Source organism: Sphingomonas sp. ABOLG, from assembly GCF_003950435.1.
GTDB lineage: Bacteria > Pseudomonadota > Alphaproteobacteria > Sphingomonadales > Sphingomonadaceae > Sphingomonas > Sphingomonas panaciterrae.
In genome coordinates this window covers 198,765-217,791 of record NZ_QQWW01000005.1, presented here as the reverse complement: position 1 = coordinate 217,791, position 19,027 = coordinate 198,765, and the positions used below count along the sequence as shown (strand labels likewise).

20 protein-coding genes are annotated in these 19,027 nt (G+C 67.3%); 9 read left to right on the top strand and 11 right to left on the bottom strand.

From position 1 onward, the window contains the following. Positions 1 to 8 precede the first annotated feature (8 nt). The 6 genes from CA236_RS08230 to CA236_RS08205 all read right to left on the bottom strand — a co-directional run bounded on the left by CA236_RS08230 (position 9) and on the right by CA236_RS08205 (position 3,849). Complete coding sequence (locus CA236_RS08230) at positions 9 to 626, bottom strand: MarC family protein (protein ID WP_125945235.1); 618 nt, start codon at positions 624 to 626, stop codon at positions 9 to 11. A gap of 66 nt (positions 627 to 692) precedes the next feature. Beyond that, complete coding sequence (gene folD / locus CA236_RS08225) at positions 693 to 1,562, bottom strand: bifunctional methylenetetrahydrofolate dehydrogenase/methenyltetrahydrofolate cyclohydrolase FolD (RefSeq protein ID WP_125945234.1); 870 nt, start codon at positions 1,560 to 1,562, stop codon at positions 693 to 695. 11 nt (positions 1,563 to 1,573) lie between these two features. Next, positions 1,574 to 1,825 (bottom strand): DUF167 domain-containing protein, encoded by a 252-nt coding sequence (locus CA236_RS08220; RefSeq protein WP_277600065.1) that lies wholly within the window; start codon positions 1,823 to 1,825, stop codon positions 1,574 to 1,576. A 32-nt stretch (positions 1,826 to 1,857) separates the two neighbouring features. Beyond that, a complete protein-coding gene (locus CA236_RS08215; protein ID WP_314472320.1) occupies positions 1,858 to 2,157 on the bottom strand; it encodes a YggT family protein in 300 nt (99 codons plus the stop codon). 67 nt (positions 2,158 to 2,224) lie between these two features. Further along, entirely contained in the window at positions 2,225 to 3,127 is a 903-nt protein-coding gene (argB, locus tag CA236_RS08210) for an acetylglutamate kinase (protein WP_046408451.1), read from the bottom strand. Between the two features lie 77 nt (positions 3,128 to 3,204). Then, positions 3,205 to 3,849: a queuosine precursor transporter gene (locus tag CA236_RS08205; protein WP_046408348.1), complete on the bottom strand. Its 645-nt coding sequence runs from the start codon at positions 3,847 to 3,849 to the stop codon at positions 3,205 to 3,207. A gap of 164 nt (positions 3,850 to 4,013) precedes the next feature. Here CA236_RS08205 and CA236_RS08200 point away from each other — a divergent pair, with 164 nt between their 5' ends. Beyond that, positions 4,014 to 5,348 (top strand): nucleoside transporter C-terminal domain-containing protein, encoded by a 1,335-nt coding sequence (locus CA236_RS08200; protein ID WP_125945232.1) that lies wholly within the window; start codon positions 4,014 to 4,016, stop codon positions 5,346 to 5,348. Between the two features lie 40 nt (positions 5,349 to 5,388). Here the strand turns inward: CA236_RS08200 and CA236_RS08195 are convergent, their stop codons facing one another. Beyond that, the gene (locus CA236_RS08195; RefSeq protein WP_164518893.1) at positions 5,389 to 6,240 is read right to left on the bottom strand and encodes a LysR substrate-binding domain-containing protein; all 852 of its coding nucleotides are present in this window, start codon (positions 6,238 to 6,240) and stop codon (positions 5,389 to 5,391) included. 137 nt (positions 6,241 to 6,377) lie between these two features. On the opposite strand from CA236_RS08195, the gene CA236_RS08190 reads away from it, so the two are divergent. Both CA236_RS08190 and CA236_RS08185 read left to right on the top strand, forming a co-directional pair. Further along, positions 6,378 to 6,821, top strand: a complete 444-nt coding sequence (locus CA236_RS08190) for a hypothetical protein (RefSeq protein WP_206430531.1) — start codon at positions 6,378 to 6,380, stop codon at positions 6,819 to 6,821. 61 nt (positions 6,822 to 6,882) lie between these two features. After that, positions 6,883 to 7,218 carry a TfoX/Sxy family protein gene (locus CA236_RS08185; protein WP_125945230.1) on the top strand — a complete coding sequence of 112 codons (336 nt, stop codon included), beginning with the start codon at positions 6,883 to 6,885 and terminating at the stop codon, positions 7,216 to 7,218. Between the two features lie 137 nt (positions 7,219 to 7,355). Here CA236_RS08185 and CA236_RS08180 read toward each other — a convergent pair whose 3' ends face one another. Beyond that, positions 7,356 to 8,138, bottom strand: coding sequence for an SDR family oxidoreductase (locus tag CA236_RS08180; protein ID WP_125945229.1), 783 nt, complete (start codon positions 8,136 to 8,138; stop codon positions 7,356 to 7,358). 53 nt (positions 8,139 to 8,191) lie between these two features. Here CA236_RS08180 and CA236_RS08175 point away from each other — a divergent pair, with 53 nt between their 5' ends. Both CA236_RS08175 and CA236_RS08170 read left to right on the top strand, forming a co-directional pair. Then, positions 8,192 to 8,977 carry an ABC transporter ATP-binding protein gene (locus CA236_RS08175; protein WP_125945228.1) on the top strand — a complete coding sequence of 262 codons (786 nt, stop codon included), beginning with the start codon at positions 8,192 to 8,194 and terminating at the stop codon, positions 8,975 to 8,977. Further along, positions 8,974 to 10,506, top strand: a complete 1,533-nt coding sequence (locus CA236_RS08170) for an ABC transporter permease/substrate-binding protein (RefSeq protein ID WP_125945227.1) — start codon at positions 8,974 to 8,976, stop codon at positions 10,504 to 10,506. The genes CA236_RS08175 and CA236_RS08170 overlap by 4 nt, the downstream gene beginning before the upstream one ends. Here the strand turns inward: CA236_RS08170 and CA236_RS08165 are convergent. Further along, positions 10,503 to 11,504: an NAD(P)H-quinone oxidoreductase gene (locus tag CA236_RS08165; protein ID WP_206430530.1), complete on the bottom strand. Its 1,002-nt coding sequence runs from the start codon at positions 11,502 to 11,504 to the stop codon at positions 10,503 to 10,505. The genes CA236_RS08170 and CA236_RS08165 overlap by 4 nt on opposite strands. Positions 11,505 to 11,575: 71 nt before the next feature. Between CA236_RS08165 and CA236_RS08160 the strand changes: the two genes are divergently transcribed. Both CA236_RS08160 and clpA read left to right on the top strand, forming a co-directional pair. Continuing rightward, on the top strand, positions 11,576 to 11,773 hold the full coding sequence (locus CA236_RS08160) for a DUF1192 domain-containing protein (RefSeq protein WP_046408360.1): 198 nt from the start codon (positions 11,576 to 11,578) through the stop codon (positions 11,771 to 11,773). Positions 11,774 to 11,904: 131 nt separating this feature from the next. Further along, a complete protein-coding gene (clpA, locus tag CA236_RS08155; protein ID WP_125945226.1) occupies positions 11,905 to 14,223 on the top strand; it encodes an ATP-dependent Clp protease ATP-binding subunit ClpA in 2,319 nt (772 codons plus the stop codon). A 91-nt stretch (positions 14,224 to 14,314) separates the two neighbouring features. Here clpA and CA236_RS08150 read toward each other — a convergent pair whose 3' ends face one another. Further along, positions 14,315 to 14,548 carry a hypothetical protein gene (locus CA236_RS08150; RefSeq protein WP_241212575.1) on the bottom strand — a complete coding sequence of 78 codons (234 nt, stop codon included), beginning with the start codon at positions 14,546 to 14,548 and terminating at the stop codon, positions 14,315 to 14,317. Between the two features lie 110 nt (positions 14,549 to 14,658). On the opposite strand from CA236_RS08150, the gene CA236_RS08145 reads away from it, so the two are divergent. Together CA236_RS08145 and CA236_RS08140 are read left to right on the top strand one after the other, a co-directional pair. Next, positions 14,659 to 16,701, top strand: coding sequence for a S9 family peptidase (locus tag CA236_RS08145; protein ID WP_125945225.1), 2,043 nt, complete (start codon positions 14,659 to 14,661; stop codon positions 16,699 to 16,701). Positions 16,702 to 16,822: 121 nt separating this feature from the next. After that, positions 16,823 to 18,646 carry an ABC transporter ATP-binding protein/permease gene (locus CA236_RS08140; protein WP_125945224.1) on the top strand — a complete coding sequence of 608 codons (1,824 nt, stop codon included), beginning with the start codon at positions 16,823 to 16,825 and terminating at the stop codon, positions 18,644 to 18,646. Positions 18,647 to 18,678: 32 nt separating this feature from the next. Here CA236_RS08140 and CA236_RS08135 read toward each other — a convergent pair whose 3' ends face one another. Next, positions 18,679 to 18,951: a GNAT family N-acetyltransferase gene (locus tag CA236_RS08135; RefSeq protein ID WP_046408459.1), complete on the bottom strand. Its 273-nt coding sequence runs from the start codon at positions 18,949 to 18,951 to the stop codon at positions 18,679 to 18,681. Between the last annotated feature and the right edge of the window lie 76 nt (positions 18,952 to 19,027).

Here is a 19,027-nt window from a genome sequence, read left to right as displayed (position 1 = left end):
GTGCCGGCTCAGCCCAGCTGCGCCTGCACCCCGTCGATCACGAACTGCACCGCCAGCGCGGCGAGCAGCACACCCAGCAGGCGCGTGATCACCGCCTCCATCTTGTGCCCCATCAGCCGCATCAGCGGCCCGGCGGCGATCAGCGCGGCCAGCGTGATCAGCAGCACCGATCCGAGCGCCGCGAACACGACCAGCGACTGGTTCAGCCCGTTGCTGCCGCTCATCAGCAGCATGACGCTGGCGATCGATCCCGGCCCCGCGATCATCGGCATCGCCATGGGGAAGATCGACACATCCTCCACCTCTTCCAGCGCGACGGCGGCGGCACGATCCTCGCGGCGCTGGGTGCGCTTCTCGAACACCATTTCCAGCGCGATCAGGAACAGCATGATTCCGCCGGCGATCTGGAACGACGCCAGCTCGATCCCCAGGCCCTTCAGCAATTCCTCGCCGAACAGCGCAAAGACAAGCAGGATGGTCGTCGCCACGCCGACCGCGCGCATCGCCATCGACCGGCGCTGCACCGCCGAGGCGTCGCCGGTCAGCCCGGCATAGATCGGCGCACAGCCGGGCGGATCGATGATCACGAAAAACGTGATGAAGGAGGAGATGAACAGCTCAACCATGATGATGCCCCCCCAGGCAGATCCTCCAGGCGTCTAGTGATGCATGCCGCCGCACGGCCGCCGGCATCAGATTGGCTTAGCCAGCGTGATTCCTTCACGGCGTGCGGCAGACACCAGGGTGTTCCGCAGCAGCACCGCGATCGTCATCGGGCCGACGCCGCCCGGCACCGGCGTCATCGCCCCGGCCACCTCGGCGCACGCCGGGTCGATATCGCCGACCAGCCCCTCGTCGGTGCGGTTGATGCCGACATCGATCAGCGTCGCGCCCGGCTTGATCCAGTCGGGCTTCACCATCTTGGCACGGCCGACCGCGGCGACGACGATGTCGGCGCGCTTCACCACCGCCGGCAGGTCGCGGGTGCGCGAATGGGCGACCGTCACGGTGCAGCTTTCGCCGATCAGCAATTGCGCCATCGGCTTGCCGACGATGTTGGACCGGCCGATCACCACCGCGTCCTTGCCGCTGAGGTCACCGAGCACGTCGCGCAGCAGCAACAGGCAGCCATAAGGCGTGCAGGGCACGAACCCCGGCAGGCCGGTCGCCAGCCGCCCGGCGTTCACCGGGTGAAAACCGTCGACGTCCTTGTCGGGATCGATGCGCGTGATGATCGCGCTTTCATCGAGGTGCCCCGGCAGCGGCAGCTGCACGAGGATGCCGTCCACCGCCGGATCGGCGTTCAGCTGGTCGACCAGCCGCTCCAGCATGTCCTGCGTCGTATCGGCCGGCAGGCGGTGCTCGATGCTCTCCATCCCCGCCGCCACCGTGGCCTTGCCCTTGGACCGGACATAAACCGCCGACGCCGGATCCTCGCCGACCAGCACCACGGCCAGCCCCGGCTTGCGCCCGGCTTCGCGGGCGACCTGAGCCACGCCTTCTGCCACCTGCGCGCGCACATCCGCCGCGAAGGCCTTTCCGTCGATAATCCGTGCCGTCATGGTTGAGCGCCTTAGAGGCTCGCCGCGCGCCGCGCCAGCATGTCGCTGTCGCCGCTGAGCAAAAGCCGCTTGATCCGCGCGGTCTCGCCGCCGGTCAGCCGAACGGCGCTGCGCGGCACCTGGAATGTCTTGGCGACCAGCGCGATCACCGCTTCATTGGCCGCACCGTCGACCGGCGGCGCACAGACCCGCGCCGCCAGATGTTCATCGGTTCCCGCTGCCAGCACCTCCTTCGAGGCGCGCGGCGTTACCCTGACCGCGATCGCCAGCCCTTCGGGAACCGGGCGCCAGGCGCTCAGACGCCGCCCATCACCACGCTGGCGGCGACGTTGTTCAGGATGATCGTCAGGATGGCGATCCCGATCAGCACCACGGCCGGCGCGAAATCAATCCCGCCGGTCTGCGGCAGGATGCGGCGAATTGGGCGGTACATCGGCTCGGTCAGCTTATCGAGGCCCATGTAGAGCGAACGGACGAAGTTCGACTGCATGTTGACGACGTTGAACGTCACCAGCAGCGACAGGACGAACTGGATGATGATTACCCACCACACCACGTTCAGCAGCACCTGCAGGATCTGGACGAGGGTTAGCATCAGCAAGGGCGGTCTCCGTTCGGGTGTGTCATTACGATAGCACAGTTGGGCATCGCGCCAGTCGCGATCAAGCCCGGCGGATCAATGTACCCGCACCGCGCCGCGTGAAGATTTCCAGCAGCATACCGTGGGGCACCCGCCCGTCCAGAACGACCGCCGCGTCGACGCCGGACTGGACCGCCGCCACGCACGTCTCCAGCTTGGGGATCATGCCGCCCGAGATCGTGCCGTCGGCGCGCAGTCCGGCGACGTCGTCGGGCGTCAGGTCGGTGACCAGCTGCCCCTGCTTGTCGAGCACGCCCGCGACGTCGGTCAACAGGAAGAACCTCTTGGCCCCCAGCGCCGACGCAATCGCACCCGCCATCGTGTCGGCGTTGATGTTGTACGTGTGGCCGTCGGCACCGATGCCGATCGGCGCGATAACGGGGATGATCCCGTCGCGGCTCAGCGTGTCGATGATCCGCCTGTCGACCGCCACCGGCTCCCCGACGAAGCCCAGGTCCACCTTGCGCTCGATCCCCTGCAACTGGTCGGGCTCGCTGCGGCCGACCTTCTCGGCCTGCACCAGCCCGGCGTCCTTGCCGGAAATCCCCACCGCACGGCCGCCGGCCGCCGCGATCCAGGACACGATCTGCTTGTTGATCGATCCCGCCAGCACCATTTCGGCGATCTGCGCGGTTTCCTCATCGGTGACGCGCAGCCCGTCGACGAAGCGCGACTCGACGCCCAGCCGCTTCAGCATCGACCCGATCTGCGGCCCGCCGCCGTGCACCACCACCGGGTTGATCCCGACGGCCTTCATCAGCACCACATCCTCGGCGAAATCGCGCTGCGCCTCGGGGTCGCCCATGGCGTGCCCGCCATATTTCACCACGAAAGTCGCGCCGGCATAACGCTGCAGATAGGGGAGCGCCTCGACGAGCGTTTCGGCTTTCGCGAGCAGTTCGGGCGCGGGCGTATGATCGTTCATGGCGGTGCCCTTAATCATATCGCCCCGCGCGCGAAAGTCGGCACTGTCCCCGGCCGTGCGGCCAGCGGCAGTCGCCTTCAGGCCTGCCGGTCGAGCCGCCGGCCCAGCGCGACGAAGGCGTAGATCAGCGGCGGCACCAGCACGATCGACAGCACCACCTTGGCAATGATCTGCCCCATCATCAGCTCGCCGATCGGGAACACGCCGTAAAAGGCGATGGTGACGAACAACAGGCTGTCCAGCACCTGCGACAGGACGCTCGCGATCGCCGCGCGCAGCCACAGGAACCGCCCGCCCTCACGCCCCTTCAGCGCGGCAAAGATGGTGACGTTCAGCGTCTGCGACGTGCCATAGGCGACGATCCCGCCCAGCCAGATGCGCGGCGTGCCGGTCATCATCAGCTCGAACGCGCTCAGTCGCTCCGGCTCCATCGCCGGCGACGCGGGCACCGCCAGCACGACCAGCGTCAGGAACAGCGACACGATCAGCGGGATGAAGCCCAGCTGCACGAGCCGGTTCGCGATCTGCCGCCCATATAGCTCCGCGATCGCGCTCGACGTCACTACCAGCAGCAGGAAGGCGAAGATCCCCGCCTCCACCGCCAGCGGCCCGAGCGCGACCTGCTTGTTGCCCAGCACCCCGGCAATGCAGACCATGCCGCCATAGAAGATGGAGAAGGCGAAGAGCGAGCGCGCGATCGGCGCGGGAGCGCGGGATTCCATCGGCAGCCGGTACATCGTGCAGCGCGCCGGTAAAAGGGCGTTGTTGCAGGAATCCTGTCCTTCCGCGCGGTTGACTGCTTGTCGAACCGCCTGCCTTTTCCCTATGATAGCGCGCGAAAAGTGATCAGGCGGCAAGCTCCGCCCGTAGCGGGGATGAGTTGCAGTTGAGCCGTTTTCTGATCGGTATCGCCGGTATTCTGGTGATCCTTGCGCTGGCCGTGGCCTTGTCGACCGACCGGCGCGCCATCCGTCCCCGCGTCGTGCTCAGCGCCTTTGCGCTTCAGGTCGGCATCGCAGTGATGGTGCTCTACGTCGACTGGGGCAAGCGCGTGCTCGCCACCATGTCGGCGGGCGTCTCGAACCTGCTGGGCTATGCCAAGGCGGGCGTCGACTTCCTGTTCGGCCCGCTCGCCTCGCCTGAGATCGGCGGCAACAGCTTCGCGATCGCCGCGCTGCCGGTGATCATCTTCTTCGCCAGCCTCGTTTCGATCCTTTATTATCTCGGCATCATGCAGTTCGTCGTCCGCTGGCTGGGCGGCGCGCTGGAAAAGGTGATCGGCGTCTCCAAGGTGGAAAGCCTGTGCGCGGCGGCCAACGTCTTCGTCGGCCAGTCCGAATCGCCGCTCGTCATCCGCCCCTATCTCGCCGGCCTCACCCCGCCGCAGCTGTTCACCGTGATGACCAGCGGCATGGCCGGCGTCGCGGGCACGATCCTCGCGGCCTATGCCTCGATGGGCATCCGCATCGACTATCTCCTCGCCGCCAGCTTCATGGCCGCGCCTGCCGGCATCCTGATGGCAAAGATCATCATGCCGGACCGCACCGTGCCGCCGGAAGGCGAACTGCCGCTCGGCGACCTGCCCGACGCCGACCGCGAGATCCTGGTCTCCGAGGCGCGCCTCGCCGGCGCCAACATCGCCGCGCTCCCGAACGAGCTCGCGCCCGGCGAACCCATGCCGCAGGCGACGCATGACGAGGAGGCACCCGCCAACATCATCATGGCCGCCGCACAGGGCGCACAGACCGGCGTGCGCCTCGCCGTCGCGGTCGGCGCGATGGTGCTGGCGTTCGTCGCGCTGGTTGCGCTCGCCAACGGCATCCTCGGGGGCATCGGCGGCCTGTTCGGCTATCCCGATCTCAGCTTCCAGCAGATCCTCGGCTATGCCTTTGCGCCGGTGATGTTCCTCATCAACGTGCCATGGGACGAGGCACTGCGCGCGGGCGGCATGTTCGGCCAGAAGATCGTGCTGAACGAGTTTGTCGCGTACATCGACCTCGGCCGCCAGGCCGGTGAGCTGTCCGAGCGCACCGTGGCGATCGTCACCTTTGCCTTGTGCGGCTTCGCCAATTTCTCCTCGATCGCGATCCAGATGGCGGTGACCGGCAACCTCGCGCCCAACCAGCGGCCGATGATCGCCAAGCTCGGCATCCGCGCGCTCCTCGCCGGCAGCCTCGCCAACCTCCTCTCCGCCGCCCTCGCCGGCCTGCTAATCGGCTGATCAACGGCGGGGCCGGCCGCCCCGCCCCCAAGCCCCCCGCTCAGCCGTGCGCCTGGCGCCACAGCCAGTCGCGCAAGAGGCACCCCGCGCGGGTCGACGGCCTAAGCGGCTCCAGCAGGAAGAAACTGCGCGCCGATCGCAGCCGGTGCGTGGCCAATCCCGTCAGCCGGCCATCGTTCAGCAGACCCGATACCAACGGCTCGAGCCCGATCGCGACGCCGGCACCGCTGACGGCATGCTCGTACAGCAGCAGCGGATCGATCCCTCGGATGCGCGCCGCCGACCTGTCCAAACCAACGCCGCCGAGCCACTCCTGCCAGAATTCCGGCCGGTGATCCGGTCCCAGCAGCACATGGCGCAGAATCTCCGCGGGACGATCGATCGCGAACGAATGACCCGCGCTCCACACCGGCAAGAGATGGATCGGCAGCAACGGCGCCATCGCCATCTCGGCGTCGGGCGCTAGGCGGATCGCCAGGTCGTACTCACCCCCGTCGAGCCGCTCGAATGTAATCGAGGTGCGAACATCGACATGGATGTCGGGATTGCGCGCAGTGAAATCGGGCAGGCGCGGCAACAGCCATCGTGTGGCCAGCGACGGGATCGTCGTGACCCGCACGGTCGCTGAATCCTGCCGCACCTCGGCGGCGGCGACCTCAAGCCGCTCGAGGATGGCGACCGCATGCACCAGGTAGCGTTCGCCCGCATCCGTCAGCACGACACCGCGCGGAAGCCGCTCGAACAGGCGGACGCCTAACGCCTTCTCCAGCGCAGCGAGGCGCCGCGACAGCGCCGGCACCGACATCGCCACCCGGGTACTGGCCGCGGCAAGGCTTCCCAGTCGCGCCGCGGCGACGAACGCCTGAAGGGTGCGGGGCGCAGGCAGGTGCATCGCCGACCAAGGTAGCAGCGGCGCAGCCTTGCAAAAAGTGAAAGGTACCGCGCACCTTCGCAATGGTGGCAGGCCCATTCACCGCATAGCTTCAACGGCGACGGACCCGGTCCGGCTCCACTGTCGGAAGATCGCGCATGACAAGCCCTACGCCACCCTCAGCCCGCCCGGAGGATCCGGCCACCGTTCCCGGTCCCATCCCCCGGCACGGTTCCATCGCAGATGCCCCGCATCGCGGCGTCATCCTGACCGGTGAGAACGGCGCGGACGGGCACAAGGCCTTCTACATTCACATCGAGGCAAGGCCTGGCAAGGAAGACGCGGTCGTCGATATGCTCCGCGACATCTACGGCTGCGTCCTTGGCGAACCGGGAACCGGCCCGTGGTTCGCCGTGCGCTATTCGCCGCAGGTGTTCGGCATCTTCGAGGCATTCCCCACCATCGCGGCCCGCGACGCGCATGTCGCGGGTGGCGGCGGCGACATCTTCCGCGACAATGCCCGCATGAACGACCTCCTCGCCCGCCCGGCGCACGTCTATCGCGTCGACGTGCTCCTCAACAAAAGTACCATTGGCGAGTAGAACCCCGCCGTCAGTGCCCGCGCCCTGTTCCCCGCGATATGGGTCTGTTACGCTGGCTCCGATGGCCACGCAGCACCGCACGATTGAACATCTGCTCGAACAGGCTGCCGGTGCGGGAACGGTCTCGGCCAAGCCGATGTTCGGCGAATACGGCCTCTACCTCGACGGCAAGATGATCGGCACGGTCTGCGACGATCAGCTTTACCTGAAGCCCACCGCATCCGGTCGCCGCCATGCCGCGCCGGTGTCCGAAGCGCCGCCCTATCCGGGTGCCAAGCCGAACTTGCTGATCGAAGCCGATCGATGGGACGACGCCGAATGGCTCGGCGAATTGCTGCGCCTGACCGCCGCTGAACTGCCAACCCCCAAGCCGCGCAAACCGAAGAGGGCGAGCTGAGCGCCCGCCGCCGGGCTACCGCCGGTTTCGTGCCCCGCTGGTCACCCAGCGGACAGCAGCAAGCGCCAGCACGTATCGCAACGCATCGTCCGCCGGTCTGAACGCACAATGTCCGCTTGCCTCACCCGGTCACCCCGTCAGAGCGCCCGCCCGCCGCGCATCCGCTTGCGCAGCGATCCCGGCATCCACCGCGACGCAAAGGACAGTCGCCGCGCCGTCTTGCCGACCAGCGTGTGGACGCGCCCGCCATGCACCGCTTCCCACGCCGCTTGCGCGACGACCTCGACCGGCGTGAACTCCAGCCCCGCCTCGACCACCGTCTCGCGCACGCTACGGTTCGATCCGCCGACCCCGGCCTGCAGCAGCGGCGTGTCGATGAAGCCCGGCATCAGGCTTCGCACGCGAATGTCGTCCGCCGCCCATTCGCCGTCCAGCGCCTCGGTCAGCCCGCGCACCGCGAACTTGGTCGCCGAATAGACCGCTGCCCCCGGCGTGCCATAGATGCCCGCGGCGGACGCGGTGTTCAGCAGGCATGATCCCGGCGTCGCGGCCAGAAACGGATAGGCCATGCGCGCGCCGTACAGCACGCCCTTCAGGTTGACGTCGACCGCCCGGTCGATGTCCTCCAGCCCCGTCGCGCCGAACGGCCCGCCCACCGCGACCCCGGCATTGTTGAACAGCACGTCCAGCCGCCCGCCACTCAGCTGGGCGAACTCGGCCAGCACTTCCTCCCAATCCTCCGGCGATCGCACGTCCATGACGTGACAGCTGGTGCGCTCCGCCGGCAGCCCCGCCGCCGTCTCCTTCAGCCCTGCGCTGTCGCGATCGGCCATCCCGACGCGCCACCCCCGGTCGGCGAACAATTGCGCCACCGCCCGGCCGATGCCGGAACCCCCGCCGGTGATCAGGATCGCCTTCATCTCTCAACCCTCATGTTTGACGCCGGTGGCGGCATCCCGCATCCTCCCGGCCGATGCCCCTGGACTTATCCGGCCCGGCGGTGGCTTTCCACCGCATCGCGAAACACTACGCCGGGGGGAGCGCAGCGGTCGACGAGGTGACGCTCACCATCGCCGGCGGCAGCTTCGTCGCACTGGTCGGCAGCTCGGGTTCGGGCAAATCGACCTTGCTCAAGATGATCAACCGGCTGGTGGAGCCGACCGCCGGCCATGTCACGCTGGGCGACCATGATGTCCGCGATCAAACCCCGCACCTCCTGCGCCGCGCGATCGGCTATGTCTTCCAGAACGTCGGCCTCTTCCCGCACCTGACCGTGGCGGAGAATATCGCGCTTCCGCTGCGCATCGCCGACCAGGGCCCGCCGCGCGAGCAGCGCGAGGCGCGCGTGGGCGAGATGCTCGACCTCGTCGATCTGCCGCGCGCGCTGGGCAGCCGGCTGCCCGCCGCGCTGTCCGGCGGGCAGCGCCAGCGCGTCGGCGTCGCCCGCGCGCTCGTCACCGGGCCGCAGCTGCTGCTGCTCGACGAACCGTTCGGCGCGCTCGATCCGATCACCCGCAGCGCGCTGGGCGACGCGGTGCAGGCGCTGCACCGCCGGCTCGGCCTCACCACCATCATGGTCACGCATGACATGGCGGAGGCGCTGCTCCTCGCCGACCGAATCCTGGTGATGGATCACGGCCGGATCATCGCCGACGAAACGCCAGCCGCGCTTCTCGCCGGCGACGGCGGCGATCAGGCGCAGGCGCTGGTCGCCGTGCCCCGCGACCAGGCACTTCGCCTCGCGGGGCTTGCGCGATGAGCGACGCCTGGGCGCGCGTCCCCGATCTCGCCGCACAGCATTTCCTACTCGCGATGACGGCGCTCGCCGCCGGAATCCTCATCGCGGTGCCGCTCGGCTTCTGGTCCGCGCGCCGGCCCACTGCGGCGCGGATCGCGCTGGGTGCCGCCAGCCTCGTCCAGACGATCCCCAGCCTCGCGCTGCTCGCGCTTTTCTATCCCATACTCCTGTGGATCGGCGGCCTGCCCGCGCTCGGCTTCCTCCCCTCGGTTCTGGCGCTCACACTCTACGCCATCCTCCCGATCCTGCGGAACGTCGTCACCGGGCTCCAGGGCCTCGACCCGGCAGTGATCGAGGCTGCGGACGGCATCGGCATGACCGGCTGGCAGAAACGCCGGCTGGTGGAGGCACCGCTGGTCCTGCCGATGGTGATGGCGGGGGTGCGTACCGCCGCCGTGTGGACGATCGGCGCGGCGACCCTTTCCACCACGGTCGGTCAGCCGAGCCTCGGCGACCTCATCTTCGCCGGGCTTCAGACGCAATCCTGGCCGCTGGTGCTGGCGGGGTGCATCGCCTCCGCCGCGCTGGCGCTCGCCACCGACGCGCTGCTCGGCCTGTCCGAATGGGGCATCGCGCATCGCCGCCGCTGGCTGGCGGCCCTGTCGCTCGGGCTGATCGTCGCCGCGACTATCGCCGCCGCCGCGCCGCTGTGGCGCAGCGATCAGGATCGGGTGGTCGTCGGCGCGAAGAACTTCTCCGAACAATTCATCCTCGCCCGGCTGATCGGCGATCGGCTGCGCGACGCGGGCTATGCCGTCGACTATCGCGACGGGCTCGGCTCCGCGGTCGCCTTCGGCGCGCTCAAGAGCGGCGCGATCGACGTCTATGTCGATTATGCCGGCACGATCTGGACCGGTGAGATGAAGCGCAGCGACACCCCGTCGCGCGATCAGCAGGTGCGCGCGATCGGCGACTGGGCACGCCGGCAGCATCAGGTGACGTTGCTCGGCCCGCTCGGCTTCGAAAACGCCTATGCCTTTGCGATGAAGCGGGAGGATGCGGCGCGGCGCGGCATCGCCGATCTGAACGACCTTGCCCGCCAGTCGCCCCAGCTACGGCTCGGCGCCGACCTCGAATTTCTCGACCGCGCCGAATGGGCCGCGATCCGCCGCGCCTATCCGATGCGCTTCGCCGCCGCGACGCCCTACAGCCCGACCTTCATGTATCGCGCGCTGGCCAGCGGCCGGGCGGATGTGATCAGCGCCTTTTCCTCCGACGGCCGGATCGCCGCCGACGATCTGGTCGTGCTGCCCGATCCGCGCGGTGCGATTCCGGGCTATGACGCGATTCTGTTGGTCTCGCCGCGCCGCGCCGGTGACACGCGCTTCGCCGATGCGCTGCGCCCGCTGATCGGCGCGATCACCCCGGCGATGATGCGCGCCGCCAATTACCAGGTCGATCGCGACACGGACAAATCGACCCCCGAAATCGCTGCTGGCCGGCTCGCCGCGCAAATCGGCCGATCTTCTCCGAAAGGCGGCCGGGACTAGCCCATCGTCAGGACGATTTTCCCCACATGATCGCCGGCTTCCATCCGGCGATGCGCGTCCGCCGCCTGTTCCAGCGGGAACGCCTTGTCCATCACCGGCTTCAGCCGCCCCGCCTCGACATGCGGCCAGACGATGCGCGCCAGCTCGTCCGCGACCATCGCCTTGAACGCATTGTCGCGCGCCCGCAGCGTGGATCCGGTCAGCGTCAGCCGCTTCATCATCACTTCGAAGATCGGGATCGTCGCCTTGGCGCCGCCCTGCACCGCGATCGACACATGCCGGCCGTCCGGCGCCAAGCACTTGATATTGCGGGCAACATAGTCGCCGCCCACCATGTCAAGCACCGCGGCACAGCCTGCGCCGCCGGTGATTTCCTTCACCCGCTCGACGAAATCCTCGGTCCTGTAATTGATCGCATGATCCGCCCCCAACGCCTTGGCCGCCGCGACCTTCTCGTCCGATCCGGCGGTGACGATGATGGTGATGCCAAAGATGTTGCACAGCGAAATCGCCATCGTCCCGATGCCGCTCGTGCCCCCATGCACCAGCACCATATCCCCCTCGGAGGCATAGGCCCGCTCGAACAAATTGGTCCACACGGTGAACAGCGTTTCCGGCATCGCCGCCGCTTCTTCCATCGACAGCAGCTCGGGCACCGGCAGGCACTGGCCGGCGGGCGCCGTCACATAATCGGCATAGCCGCCCCCGGCGACCAGCGCGCAGACCGGCTGCCCGACCATCAGCTGGTGAACCCCCTCGCCCAGCGCGACGACCGTGCCCGACACCTCCAGCCCGAAGATGCTGGGCGCGCCCGGCGGCGGCGGATAGGCGCCCTTGCGCTGCATGACGTCGGGGCGGTTCACCCCGGCCGCGGCGACGCGGATCAGCACTTCGCCCGGCTGCACGGCAGGGACCGGACGCTCCACGATCTGCAGCACCTCTGGCCTACCGGGCGCCTCGGGATCGATCGCCCGCATTGTCGCCGGAATGGTGTACATTCGCGTCCCCCCTCATTCGGACTATGCGCGCCTTATTGACTTCGCACCCGCAGCGGTCAACGATGGGGGCTATGGATCTGGATGATATTCTCGGGTCCCGGCCCGACGATCCGCTGACCGCCCTGGTGCGCGAGGATCTCGATCGCCTCTCGGTTGCCGAGCTGGAGGCGCGAATCACGGCGCTGGAGGGCGAAATCGCCCGCAGCCGGCGCAAGATCGAGCTGGCGTCGAACACGCGCGCCTCTGCGGACGCCTTGTTCAAGCGATGACCGGGCGGGCACCCGCCCGGCGCCACGCCACCTGCCGGTCCCTGGCTGCGCTTCTTGATGACGGCCGCCGCAATCACGACATGGTGAGAAAGGGCCAGGCGCCTGCCTGCTGCCCGGTTGGAGTATCCTGAATGCCATCCTTTGCCAGCGCTCTCGAGACCACGCTGCACAAGGCACTCGAGGCCGCGTCGTCCCGGCGCCATGAATATGCCACGCTCGAACACCTGCTGTTCGCGCTCGTCGATGACGAGCATGCCAGCCAGGTGATGACCGCGTGCGGCGTCGACCTTGGCGAACTCAAGACCACCGTCGCGCACTATCTCGATACCGAGCTGGGCGCGCTGAAGGTCGACCAGCAGACCGATCCCTCTCCCACCAGCGGGTTCCAGCGCGTCGTGCAGCGCGCGATCCTGCACGTCCAGTCCTCCGGTCGCGATGAAGTAACCGGCGCGAACGTGCTGGTCGCCTTGTTCTCCGAACGCGAAAGCTATGCCGTTTATTTCCTGCAGCAGCAGGACATGAGCCGCCTCGATGCCGTCAGCTACATCAGCCACGGCGTCGGCAAGGGCGTGTCCGCGCCTGAAGCCGCCACCCCCAAGGGCGCCGAGGACAAGGAAGAAAAGAAGCCGGCAGAGAAGGCCGGCAAGGGCGAAAGCGCGCTCAAGCAGTTCACCGTCGACCTCAATGAAAAGGCGCGCAACGGCAAGGTCGATCCGCTGATCGGCCGCGGGCCGGAGGTCGATCGCACGGTGCAGATCCTGTGCCGCCGGTCGAAGAACAACCCGCTCTATGTGGGCGATCCGGGCGTCGGCAAGACGGCGATCGCGGAAGGGCTCGCGCGCAAGATCGTCGAGGGCGACGTGCCCGACGTGCTGAAGCCGGCCGTCATCTATTCGCTCGACATGGGCGCGCTGCTCGCCGGCACGCGCTATCGCGGCGATTTCGAGGAGCGGCTGAAGCAGGTCGTCAACGAACTCGAAAAGATGCCGCATGCGGTGCTCTTCATCGACGAGATCCACACCGTGATCGGTGCCGGCGCGACCAGCGGCGGCGCGATGGATGCGTCGAACCTGCTGAAGCCGGCGCTGTCGGGCGGCACGATCCGCTGCATCGGCTCCACGACCTACAAGGAGTTCCGCAACCACTTCGAAAAGGATCGCGCGCTGCTGCGCCGGTTCCAGAAGATCGACGTGAATGAGCCGACGATCGAGGATACGATCAAGATCCTCGCCGGCCTGCGCTCGGCGTTCGAGAGCCATCATGACGTCAAATACACGCCCGACGCGATCAAATCGGCCGTGGAGCTGTCGGCGCGCTACATCAACGACCGCAAGCTGCCCGACAAGGCTATCGACGTGATCGACGAGGTGGGCGCGATGCAGATGCTGGTGGCGCCGTCGAAGCGGAAGAAGACGATCACGCCCAAGGAGATCGAGGCCGTCATCGCGACGATGGCCCGCATCCCGCCGAAGAGCGTATCGACGGACGACAAGAAGGTGCTCGAGACGCTCGAGACGGACCTGAAGCGCGTGGTGTTCGGCCAGAACAAGGCGATCGAGAACCTCGCGAGCGCGATCAAGCTGTCACGCGCGGGTCTGCGCGATCCGGAGAAGCCGATCGGCAATTACCTCTTCACCGGCCCCACCGGCGTCGGCAAAACGGAGGTTGCCAAGCAGCTGGCGACGATCATGGGCATCCCGCTGCAGCGGTTCGACATGTCCGAATATATGGAGCGCCACTCGGTTTCGCGGCTGATCGGTGCGCCTCCGGGCTATGTCGGGTTCGACCAGGGCGGCCTGCTGACCGACGCGGTTGATCAGAACCCACATTGCGTGCTGCTGCTCGACGAGATCGAGAAGGCGCATCCGGACCTGTTCAACATCCTGCTTCAGGTGATGGACAACGGCCGCCTGACCGACCAGCACGGCAAGACGGTCGATTTCCGCAACGTCATCCTGATCATGACGACCAATGCGGGCGCGTCCGACATGGCACGCGAGACGCTGGGCTTCGGCAATCTTTCCCGCGAGGGTGAGGACGAGCAGGCCGTGCAGCGGCTGTTCACGCCGGAATTCCGCAACCGCCTCGATGCCATCGTGCCGTTCAGCTACCTGCCGGCCGAAGTAGTCGCGCGCGTGGTGGACAAGTTCATCCTTCAGCTGGAACTCCAGCTGGCGGACCGCGACGTCCACATCAAGCTCGACGACGAGGCGCGCCAGTGGCTCACCACCAAGGGCTATGACAAGCTCTATGGCGCGCGCCCGATGGGCCGCCTGATCCAGGAGAAGATCAAGCAGCCGCTGGCCGAGGAGCTGCTGTTCGGCAAGCTCGTCCATGGCGGCGAGGTCGTGGTGAAGCTGAAGGACAATGCGCTGACGTTCGAGATCGTCGGCGCGGCGCCCAAGAAGCCGAAGCGCAAGGGCGGCAAGGCCAAGGTCGCCGTCGAATAAACCAGAAGGGCGCCGGTCGATCGACCGGCGCCCTTTCTGATTCCATCTATTTCGCAGAACTGACCGGGCGCTAGGCGCCCTAACGGCGCAATCAGCCCTTCGGCTGCCCCTTGTCCTTGGCAACCCACCGGGGTCCGCTCGCGCGGCACGCCGCGCTGATCACCGGGAACATCAGGTCCGTATTACGCGCCAGCGCCGCTGGCGCCGCGGCCTGGCATTGCTGCACGGTGGAATAGCGAACCGGGTCGATCCGCGCCTCTGCGCAGCCGGACTGATCGTCCCCGCAGCCCATGATCGCCAGTACGAAATAGATCGGTTGCATCATCGCCTCCACTCCCTGCTCAAACCCGCAAGGCCTTCAAACTGTTCCGTTTGCGCTTGCCGGTGTCCTATGCGCATGACACAGTCGGCCAATAGCTCAGGGGGAGAATCAACATGCGTATCGCGACAAAATTGCTGTTGGGGGCAACAGGCATCGCACTGGCGGCGGCGGCTGTCGCCGCGGGACCATCAGCCACCCGGACGCAGGTGGCGGCGCCGCTGATCGAGCGCACCAAATTGTTCGGCAATCCGGAGAAGACCGGCGGTCAGCTGTCGCCCGACGGCCGGTGGATCAGCTTCATCGCCCCGCGCGATGGCGTGCTCAACGTCTGGGTCGCCCCGGCTGACAATCCCGCCGCGGCCAAGCCGCTGACCGCGGAGAAGACCCGCCCGATCCGCCAGACCTTCTGGGCACCGGATTCGAGCCAGGTGCTGTTCGTCAACGACAAGGGCGGTGACGAGAATTTCCGGCTCTATGGCGTTCCCGTCGTGGGGGGCGAGGCGCGCGATTACACGCCGTTCGAGAAGGTTCGCGTGATCCCGTACGGCCAAAGCAGGACGATCAAGGACCGCGTCCTCATCGGCCTCAACAATCGCGATCCCCGCTGGCATGATGTCCACAGCCTCGACCTCAAGACCGGCAAGCTGACGCTGGTGATGCAGAACGATGGCTATGCCGGCTTCATGGCCGACGATCAGCTAAACATCCGCATCGGCTCTCGCCCGCGCGCCGATGGCGGCGACGACTGGTTCAGGATCGTGGACGGCAAGGCAGAAGCCACCCCGATCGTCTCTTATGGCCTTGACGATAGCGCGACGACCGGTGCGATCGGCTTCACCACCGATGGCAAGACGATCTACTGGGCGGACTCGCGTGATCGTAACACCGGTGCGCTCATGGCACAGGATGCCAGTGGCAAGATGACGCTGATCGCCGAGGACCCGCGCGTCGATCTCGCCGACGCCCTGTTCAATCCTAAAACCGGCGTGATCGAGGCTTATCGCGCGGATTATCTCAAGAACGAATATGTGCCCGTCGGCGATGCGGTGAAGGCGGATCTCGCCTTCCTTAAGGCGCAGAACAAGGGTGAGTTCACGATCACCAGCCGCACTGATGCCGACGACAAATGGCTCGTCGCCTTCGATCCGGTGTCCGCCCCCGCCTCCACCTGGGTCTATGATCGCAAGGCAAAGACCCTGAAGCAGCTCTATGTCTCACGCCCGGCGCTGGTCGGCGCGCCGCTCGTGCCGATGATCCCCACGGTGATCAAGTCGCGCGACGGGCTCGACCTCGTCTCCTATCTGACGCTGCCCAAGGGCGTCGACGCGAACGGCGATGGCCGGGCGGACAAGCCCGTTCCGATGGTGCTGTTCGTCCATGGCGGGCCGTGGGGCCGCGATGGCTATGGCTATAACAGCTATCACCAGTGGCTCGCCAACCGCGGCTATGCGGTGCTGTCGGTGAACTTCCGCGCCTCCACCGGCTTCGGCAAGAAGTTCCTTGCCGCCGGGAACATGGAATGGGGCAAGAAGATGCACGACGACCTGCTCGACGCGGTCGACTGGGCCGTGCGCGAGGGCGTGACGACCAAGGACAAGGTCGCGATCATGGGCGGCTCCTACGGCGGCTATGCGACGCTCGCCGGCCTCGCCTTCACGCCCGATACCTTCGCGTGCGGCGTCGACATCGTCGGCCCGTCGAACCTCAACACCCTGCTCGCCTCCATCCCGGCTTATTGGGAGGCCGGCAAGCAGCAGATGTACCGCCGCATGGGCGATCCGACCACGCCGGAGGGTCAGGCGATCCTCAAGGAACGCTCGCCGCTCTTCGCCGCGGACAAGATCAAGAAGCCGCTGCTGATCGGCCAGGGCGCCAACGATCCGCGCGTGAACGTGCGCGAAAGCGATCAGATCGTCGATGCGATGAAGGCGAAGAACATCCCCGTCACCTATGTCGTCTTCCCGGACGAAGGGCATGGCTTTGCCCGGCCGGTGAACAACATCGCGTTCAACGCGGTGACGGAAAATTTCCTCGCCCCCTGCCTCGGCGGCCGTGCCGAGCCGATCGGCGGCGCGCTGGAGGGCTCCACCGCTGAAATCCGCCACGGGACAGAGTTCGTGAAGGGCCTCGCGCCCACCCGGGCGGCCGCGCGGTAACATCAACAGGCCCTCGGGCCGAATCGTGATGGCACGCAGCGTCCTTCCGGCCCGCTCCGGAGGGACGCTGCGACGCTTCACCCCATTGCGCCCACGCCCCGGCGCCCCGACATAGGCGCCAATGCCGCCAATCGACCCGACCGCCCACAGCGCCGACCGGCCGCTCGGGCCCACGCTCCGACGATTCCTCCCCTACCTCTGGCCCACCGGCGAGCCGGGGATGAAGGCGCGCGTCCTTGGCGCCATGGCGCTGGTGATCGCGTCCAAGCTCGTTCAGGTCTATGGCGCGCCCTTCGCGCTGCAGGGCGCGGTCGACGGCATGGCGTCGCTGCCGCGCTCCCCCGTCACCCTCGTCGTGCTGCTGGTGGTCGGCTATGCCGCCGCGCGCTTCGGCACGACGCTGTTCGACAATCTGCGCAATACGATCTTCGAAAGCGTTGGGCAGGAGGCGACCCGGCGGCTCGCCAGCCAGGTGTTCCGCCACCTCCACAATCTGTCGCTGCGCTTCCACCTCGAACGGCGCACCGGTGCCGTCACCAAGGTGGTCGAACGCGGCACCAAGAGCATCGATACGATGCTCTACTTCCTCCTGTTCAACATCGCGCCCACCATCCTTGAACTGACGCTGGTGCTCGGCATCTTCTGGGTGAAGTTCGGCTGGCCGCTCGTTGCCGGCACCCTGGTGATGGTGGTCGTCTACATCTGGTTCACCCGAAAGGTGACCGACTGGCGCGCCAGCCTGCGCCAGCGGATGAACGATCTCGACACCGGCGCGGTCGCCCACGCGGTCGATTCGCTGCTGAACTTCGAAACGGTGAAATATTTCGGCGCCGAGGATCGGGAGGCCCGCCGCTACGATGCCGCGATGCAGGCCTATGCCACCGCCGCGGTGAAGTCCGAAAACAGCCTCGCCTGGCTCAATATCGGCCAGGCCGCGATCACCAATCTGATGCTCGGCGCTGGCATGGCCTTTGTCGTATGGGGCTGGTCTGACGGCCGCTTCTCCGCCGGCGACGTGGTGCTCGTCTCGACGCTGCTGTCGCAGCTGTTCCGCCCGCTCGACCTCCTCGGCATGGTCTATCGAACGATCCGCCAGGGCGTGATCGACATGGGCGCGATGTTCGATCTGGTCGACACCCCGTCGGAGGTGGTCGATCCCCCTGGCGCCCGCCCGCTCCGCGTCGGCCCGGGGCATCTGCGCTTCGAGGATGTCCGCTTCGGCTATGAGCCCGGGCGCGATATCCTGAAGGGCATCACGCTCGACATTCCGGCCGGCAGCACCGTTGCGGTCGTCGGCCCGTCCGGCGCCGGCAAGTCGACGCTCGCGCGGCTGCTGTATCGCTTCTACGATCTGACCGGCGGCCGCATCACCATCGACGGGCAGGATATCGCCACGGTCACCCAGGCCAGCCTGCGCAGCGCGATCGGCATCGTGCCGCAGGATACGGTGCTGTTCAACGACACGATCGGCTACAACATCGCCTACGGCCGTGAAGGCGCCGACGACGCCGATATCCGCGCCGCCGCGCGCGGGGCGGCGATCGCCGGCTTCATCGAGGCGCAGCCCGGCGGCTATGACACGCGCGTCGGCGAGCGTGGGCTGAAGCTTTCGGGTGGCGAAAAGCAGCGCGTGGCGATCGCCCGCACCCTGCTCAAGAACCCGCCGGTCCTGATCCTCGACGAGGCGACCTCGGCACTCGACAGCCGGACGGAAGCGGACATCATGGCGACGCTGGAGGCGATCGAGCGTGGTCGCACCACCATCGTCATCGCCCACCGCCTTTCGACTGTCGTCCACGCCGACAAGATCGTCGTGCTTGAGGCCGGCCGTGTGACCGAACAGGGCACGCATGACGAATTGCTCCGCGCCGGCGGCACCTATGCCGAACTATGGGCGCGTCAGGCGAGCGAGCGGCAGGCGGCGGAGGTCGAAACCGCCGACTGATCTACTATTGATCTGTTGTCGGGCGCGCCCGATCAGGCGACCAGATCGCGATATTCGGGATGCCGGCGGATGAATGCCGCCACGAACGTGCATTGCGGCACCACCTTCAGCCCCTGGTCGCGCGCGCTGTCCAGCGCGGCGCGGATCAGCTTGGATGCAACGCCCCGCCCCTCGATCTCTGCCGGGACGTGCGTATGGGTAAAGACGATCCGCTCGCCCTCGCGCTGATAGGCGGCCAGCGCGCGATGACCGCCGACGTCCAGTTCGAATTCCTGTTCGGCACGATTGTCGCGGACCTTGTTCATGCCCCGCATGTAATGCGTCGCGCCGCGGGGTAAACTGCTGCGGATCAAGCGGCGCCATCGCGGTTGCCGCCCCCGC

Excerpts from the sequence above, each read along its gene's own strand:
- CA236_RS08165 (WP_206430530.1), bottom strand. The coding sequence starts at position 11,504 with ATGTACACCATTCCGGCGACAATGCGGGCGATCGATCCCGAGGCGCCC.
- CA236_RS08150 (WP_241212575.1), bottom strand. The coding sequence starts at position 14,548 with ATGATGCAACCGATCTATTTCGTACTGGCGATCATGGGCTGCGGGGAC.
- CA236_RS08230 (WP_125945235.1), bottom strand. The coding sequence starts at position 626 with ATGGTTGAGCTGTTCATCTCCTCCTTCATCACGTTTTTCGTGATCATC.
- CA236_RS08205 (WP_046408348.1), bottom strand. The coding sequence starts at position 3,849 with ATGGAATCCCGCGCTCCCGCGCCGATCGCGCGCTCGCTCTTCGCCTTC.
- CA236_RS08215 (WP_314472320.1), bottom strand. The coding sequence starts at position 2,157 with ATGCTAACCCTCGTCCAGATCCTGCAGGTGCTGCTGAACGTGGTGTGG.
- CA236_RS08170 (WP_125945227.1), top strand. The coding sequence starts at position 8,974 with ATGAGCGACGCCTGGGCGCGCGTCCCCGATCTCGCCGCACAGCATTTC.
- CA236_RS08135 (WP_046408459.1), bottom strand. The coding sequence starts at position 18,951 with ATGAACAAGGTCCGCGACAATCGTGCCGAACAGGAATTCGAACTGGAC.
- CA236_RS08145 (WP_125945225.1), top strand. The coding sequence starts at position 14,659 with ATGCGTATCGCGACAAAATTGCTGTTGGGGGCAACAGGCATCGCACTG.
- CA236_RS08185 (WP_125945230.1), top strand. The coding sequence starts at position 6,883 with ATGGCCACGCAGCACCGCACGATTGAACATCTGCTCGAACAGGCTGCC.
- folD (WP_125945234.1), bottom strand. The coding sequence starts at position 1,562 with ATGACGGCACGGATTATCGACGGAAAGGCCTTCGCGGCGGATGTGCGC.
- CA236_RS08195 (WP_164518893.1), bottom strand. The coding sequence starts at position 6,240 with ATGCACCTGCCTGCGCCCCGCACCCTTCAGGCGTTCGTCGCCGCGGCG.
- CA236_RS08175 (WP_125945228.1), top strand. The coding sequence starts at position 8,192 with ATGCCCCTGGACTTATCCGGCCCGGCGGTGGCTTTCCACCGCATCGCG.
- clpA (WP_125945226.1), top strand. The coding sequence starts at position 11,905 with ATGCCATCCTTTGCCAGCGCTCTCGAGACCACGCTGCACAAGGCACTC.
- CA236_RS08180 (WP_125945229.1), bottom strand. The coding sequence starts at position 8,138 with ATGAAGGCGATCCTGATCACCGGCGGGGGTTCCGGCATCGGCCGGGCG.
- CA236_RS08140 (WP_125945224.1), top strand. The coding sequence starts at position 16,823 with ATGCCGCCAATCGACCCGACCGCCCACAGCGCCGACCGGCCGCTCGGG.
- CA236_RS08190 (WP_206430531.1), top strand. The coding sequence starts at position 6,378 with ATGACAAGCCCTACGCCACCCTCAGCCCGCCCGGAGGATCCGGCCACC.
- argB (WP_046408451.1), bottom strand. The coding sequence starts at position 3,127 with ATGAACGATCATACGCCCGCGCCCGAACTGCTCGCGAAAGCCGAAACG.
- CA236_RS08160 (WP_046408360.1), top strand. The coding sequence starts at position 11,576 with ATGGATCTGGATGATATTCTCGGGTCCCGGCCCGACGATCCGCTGACC.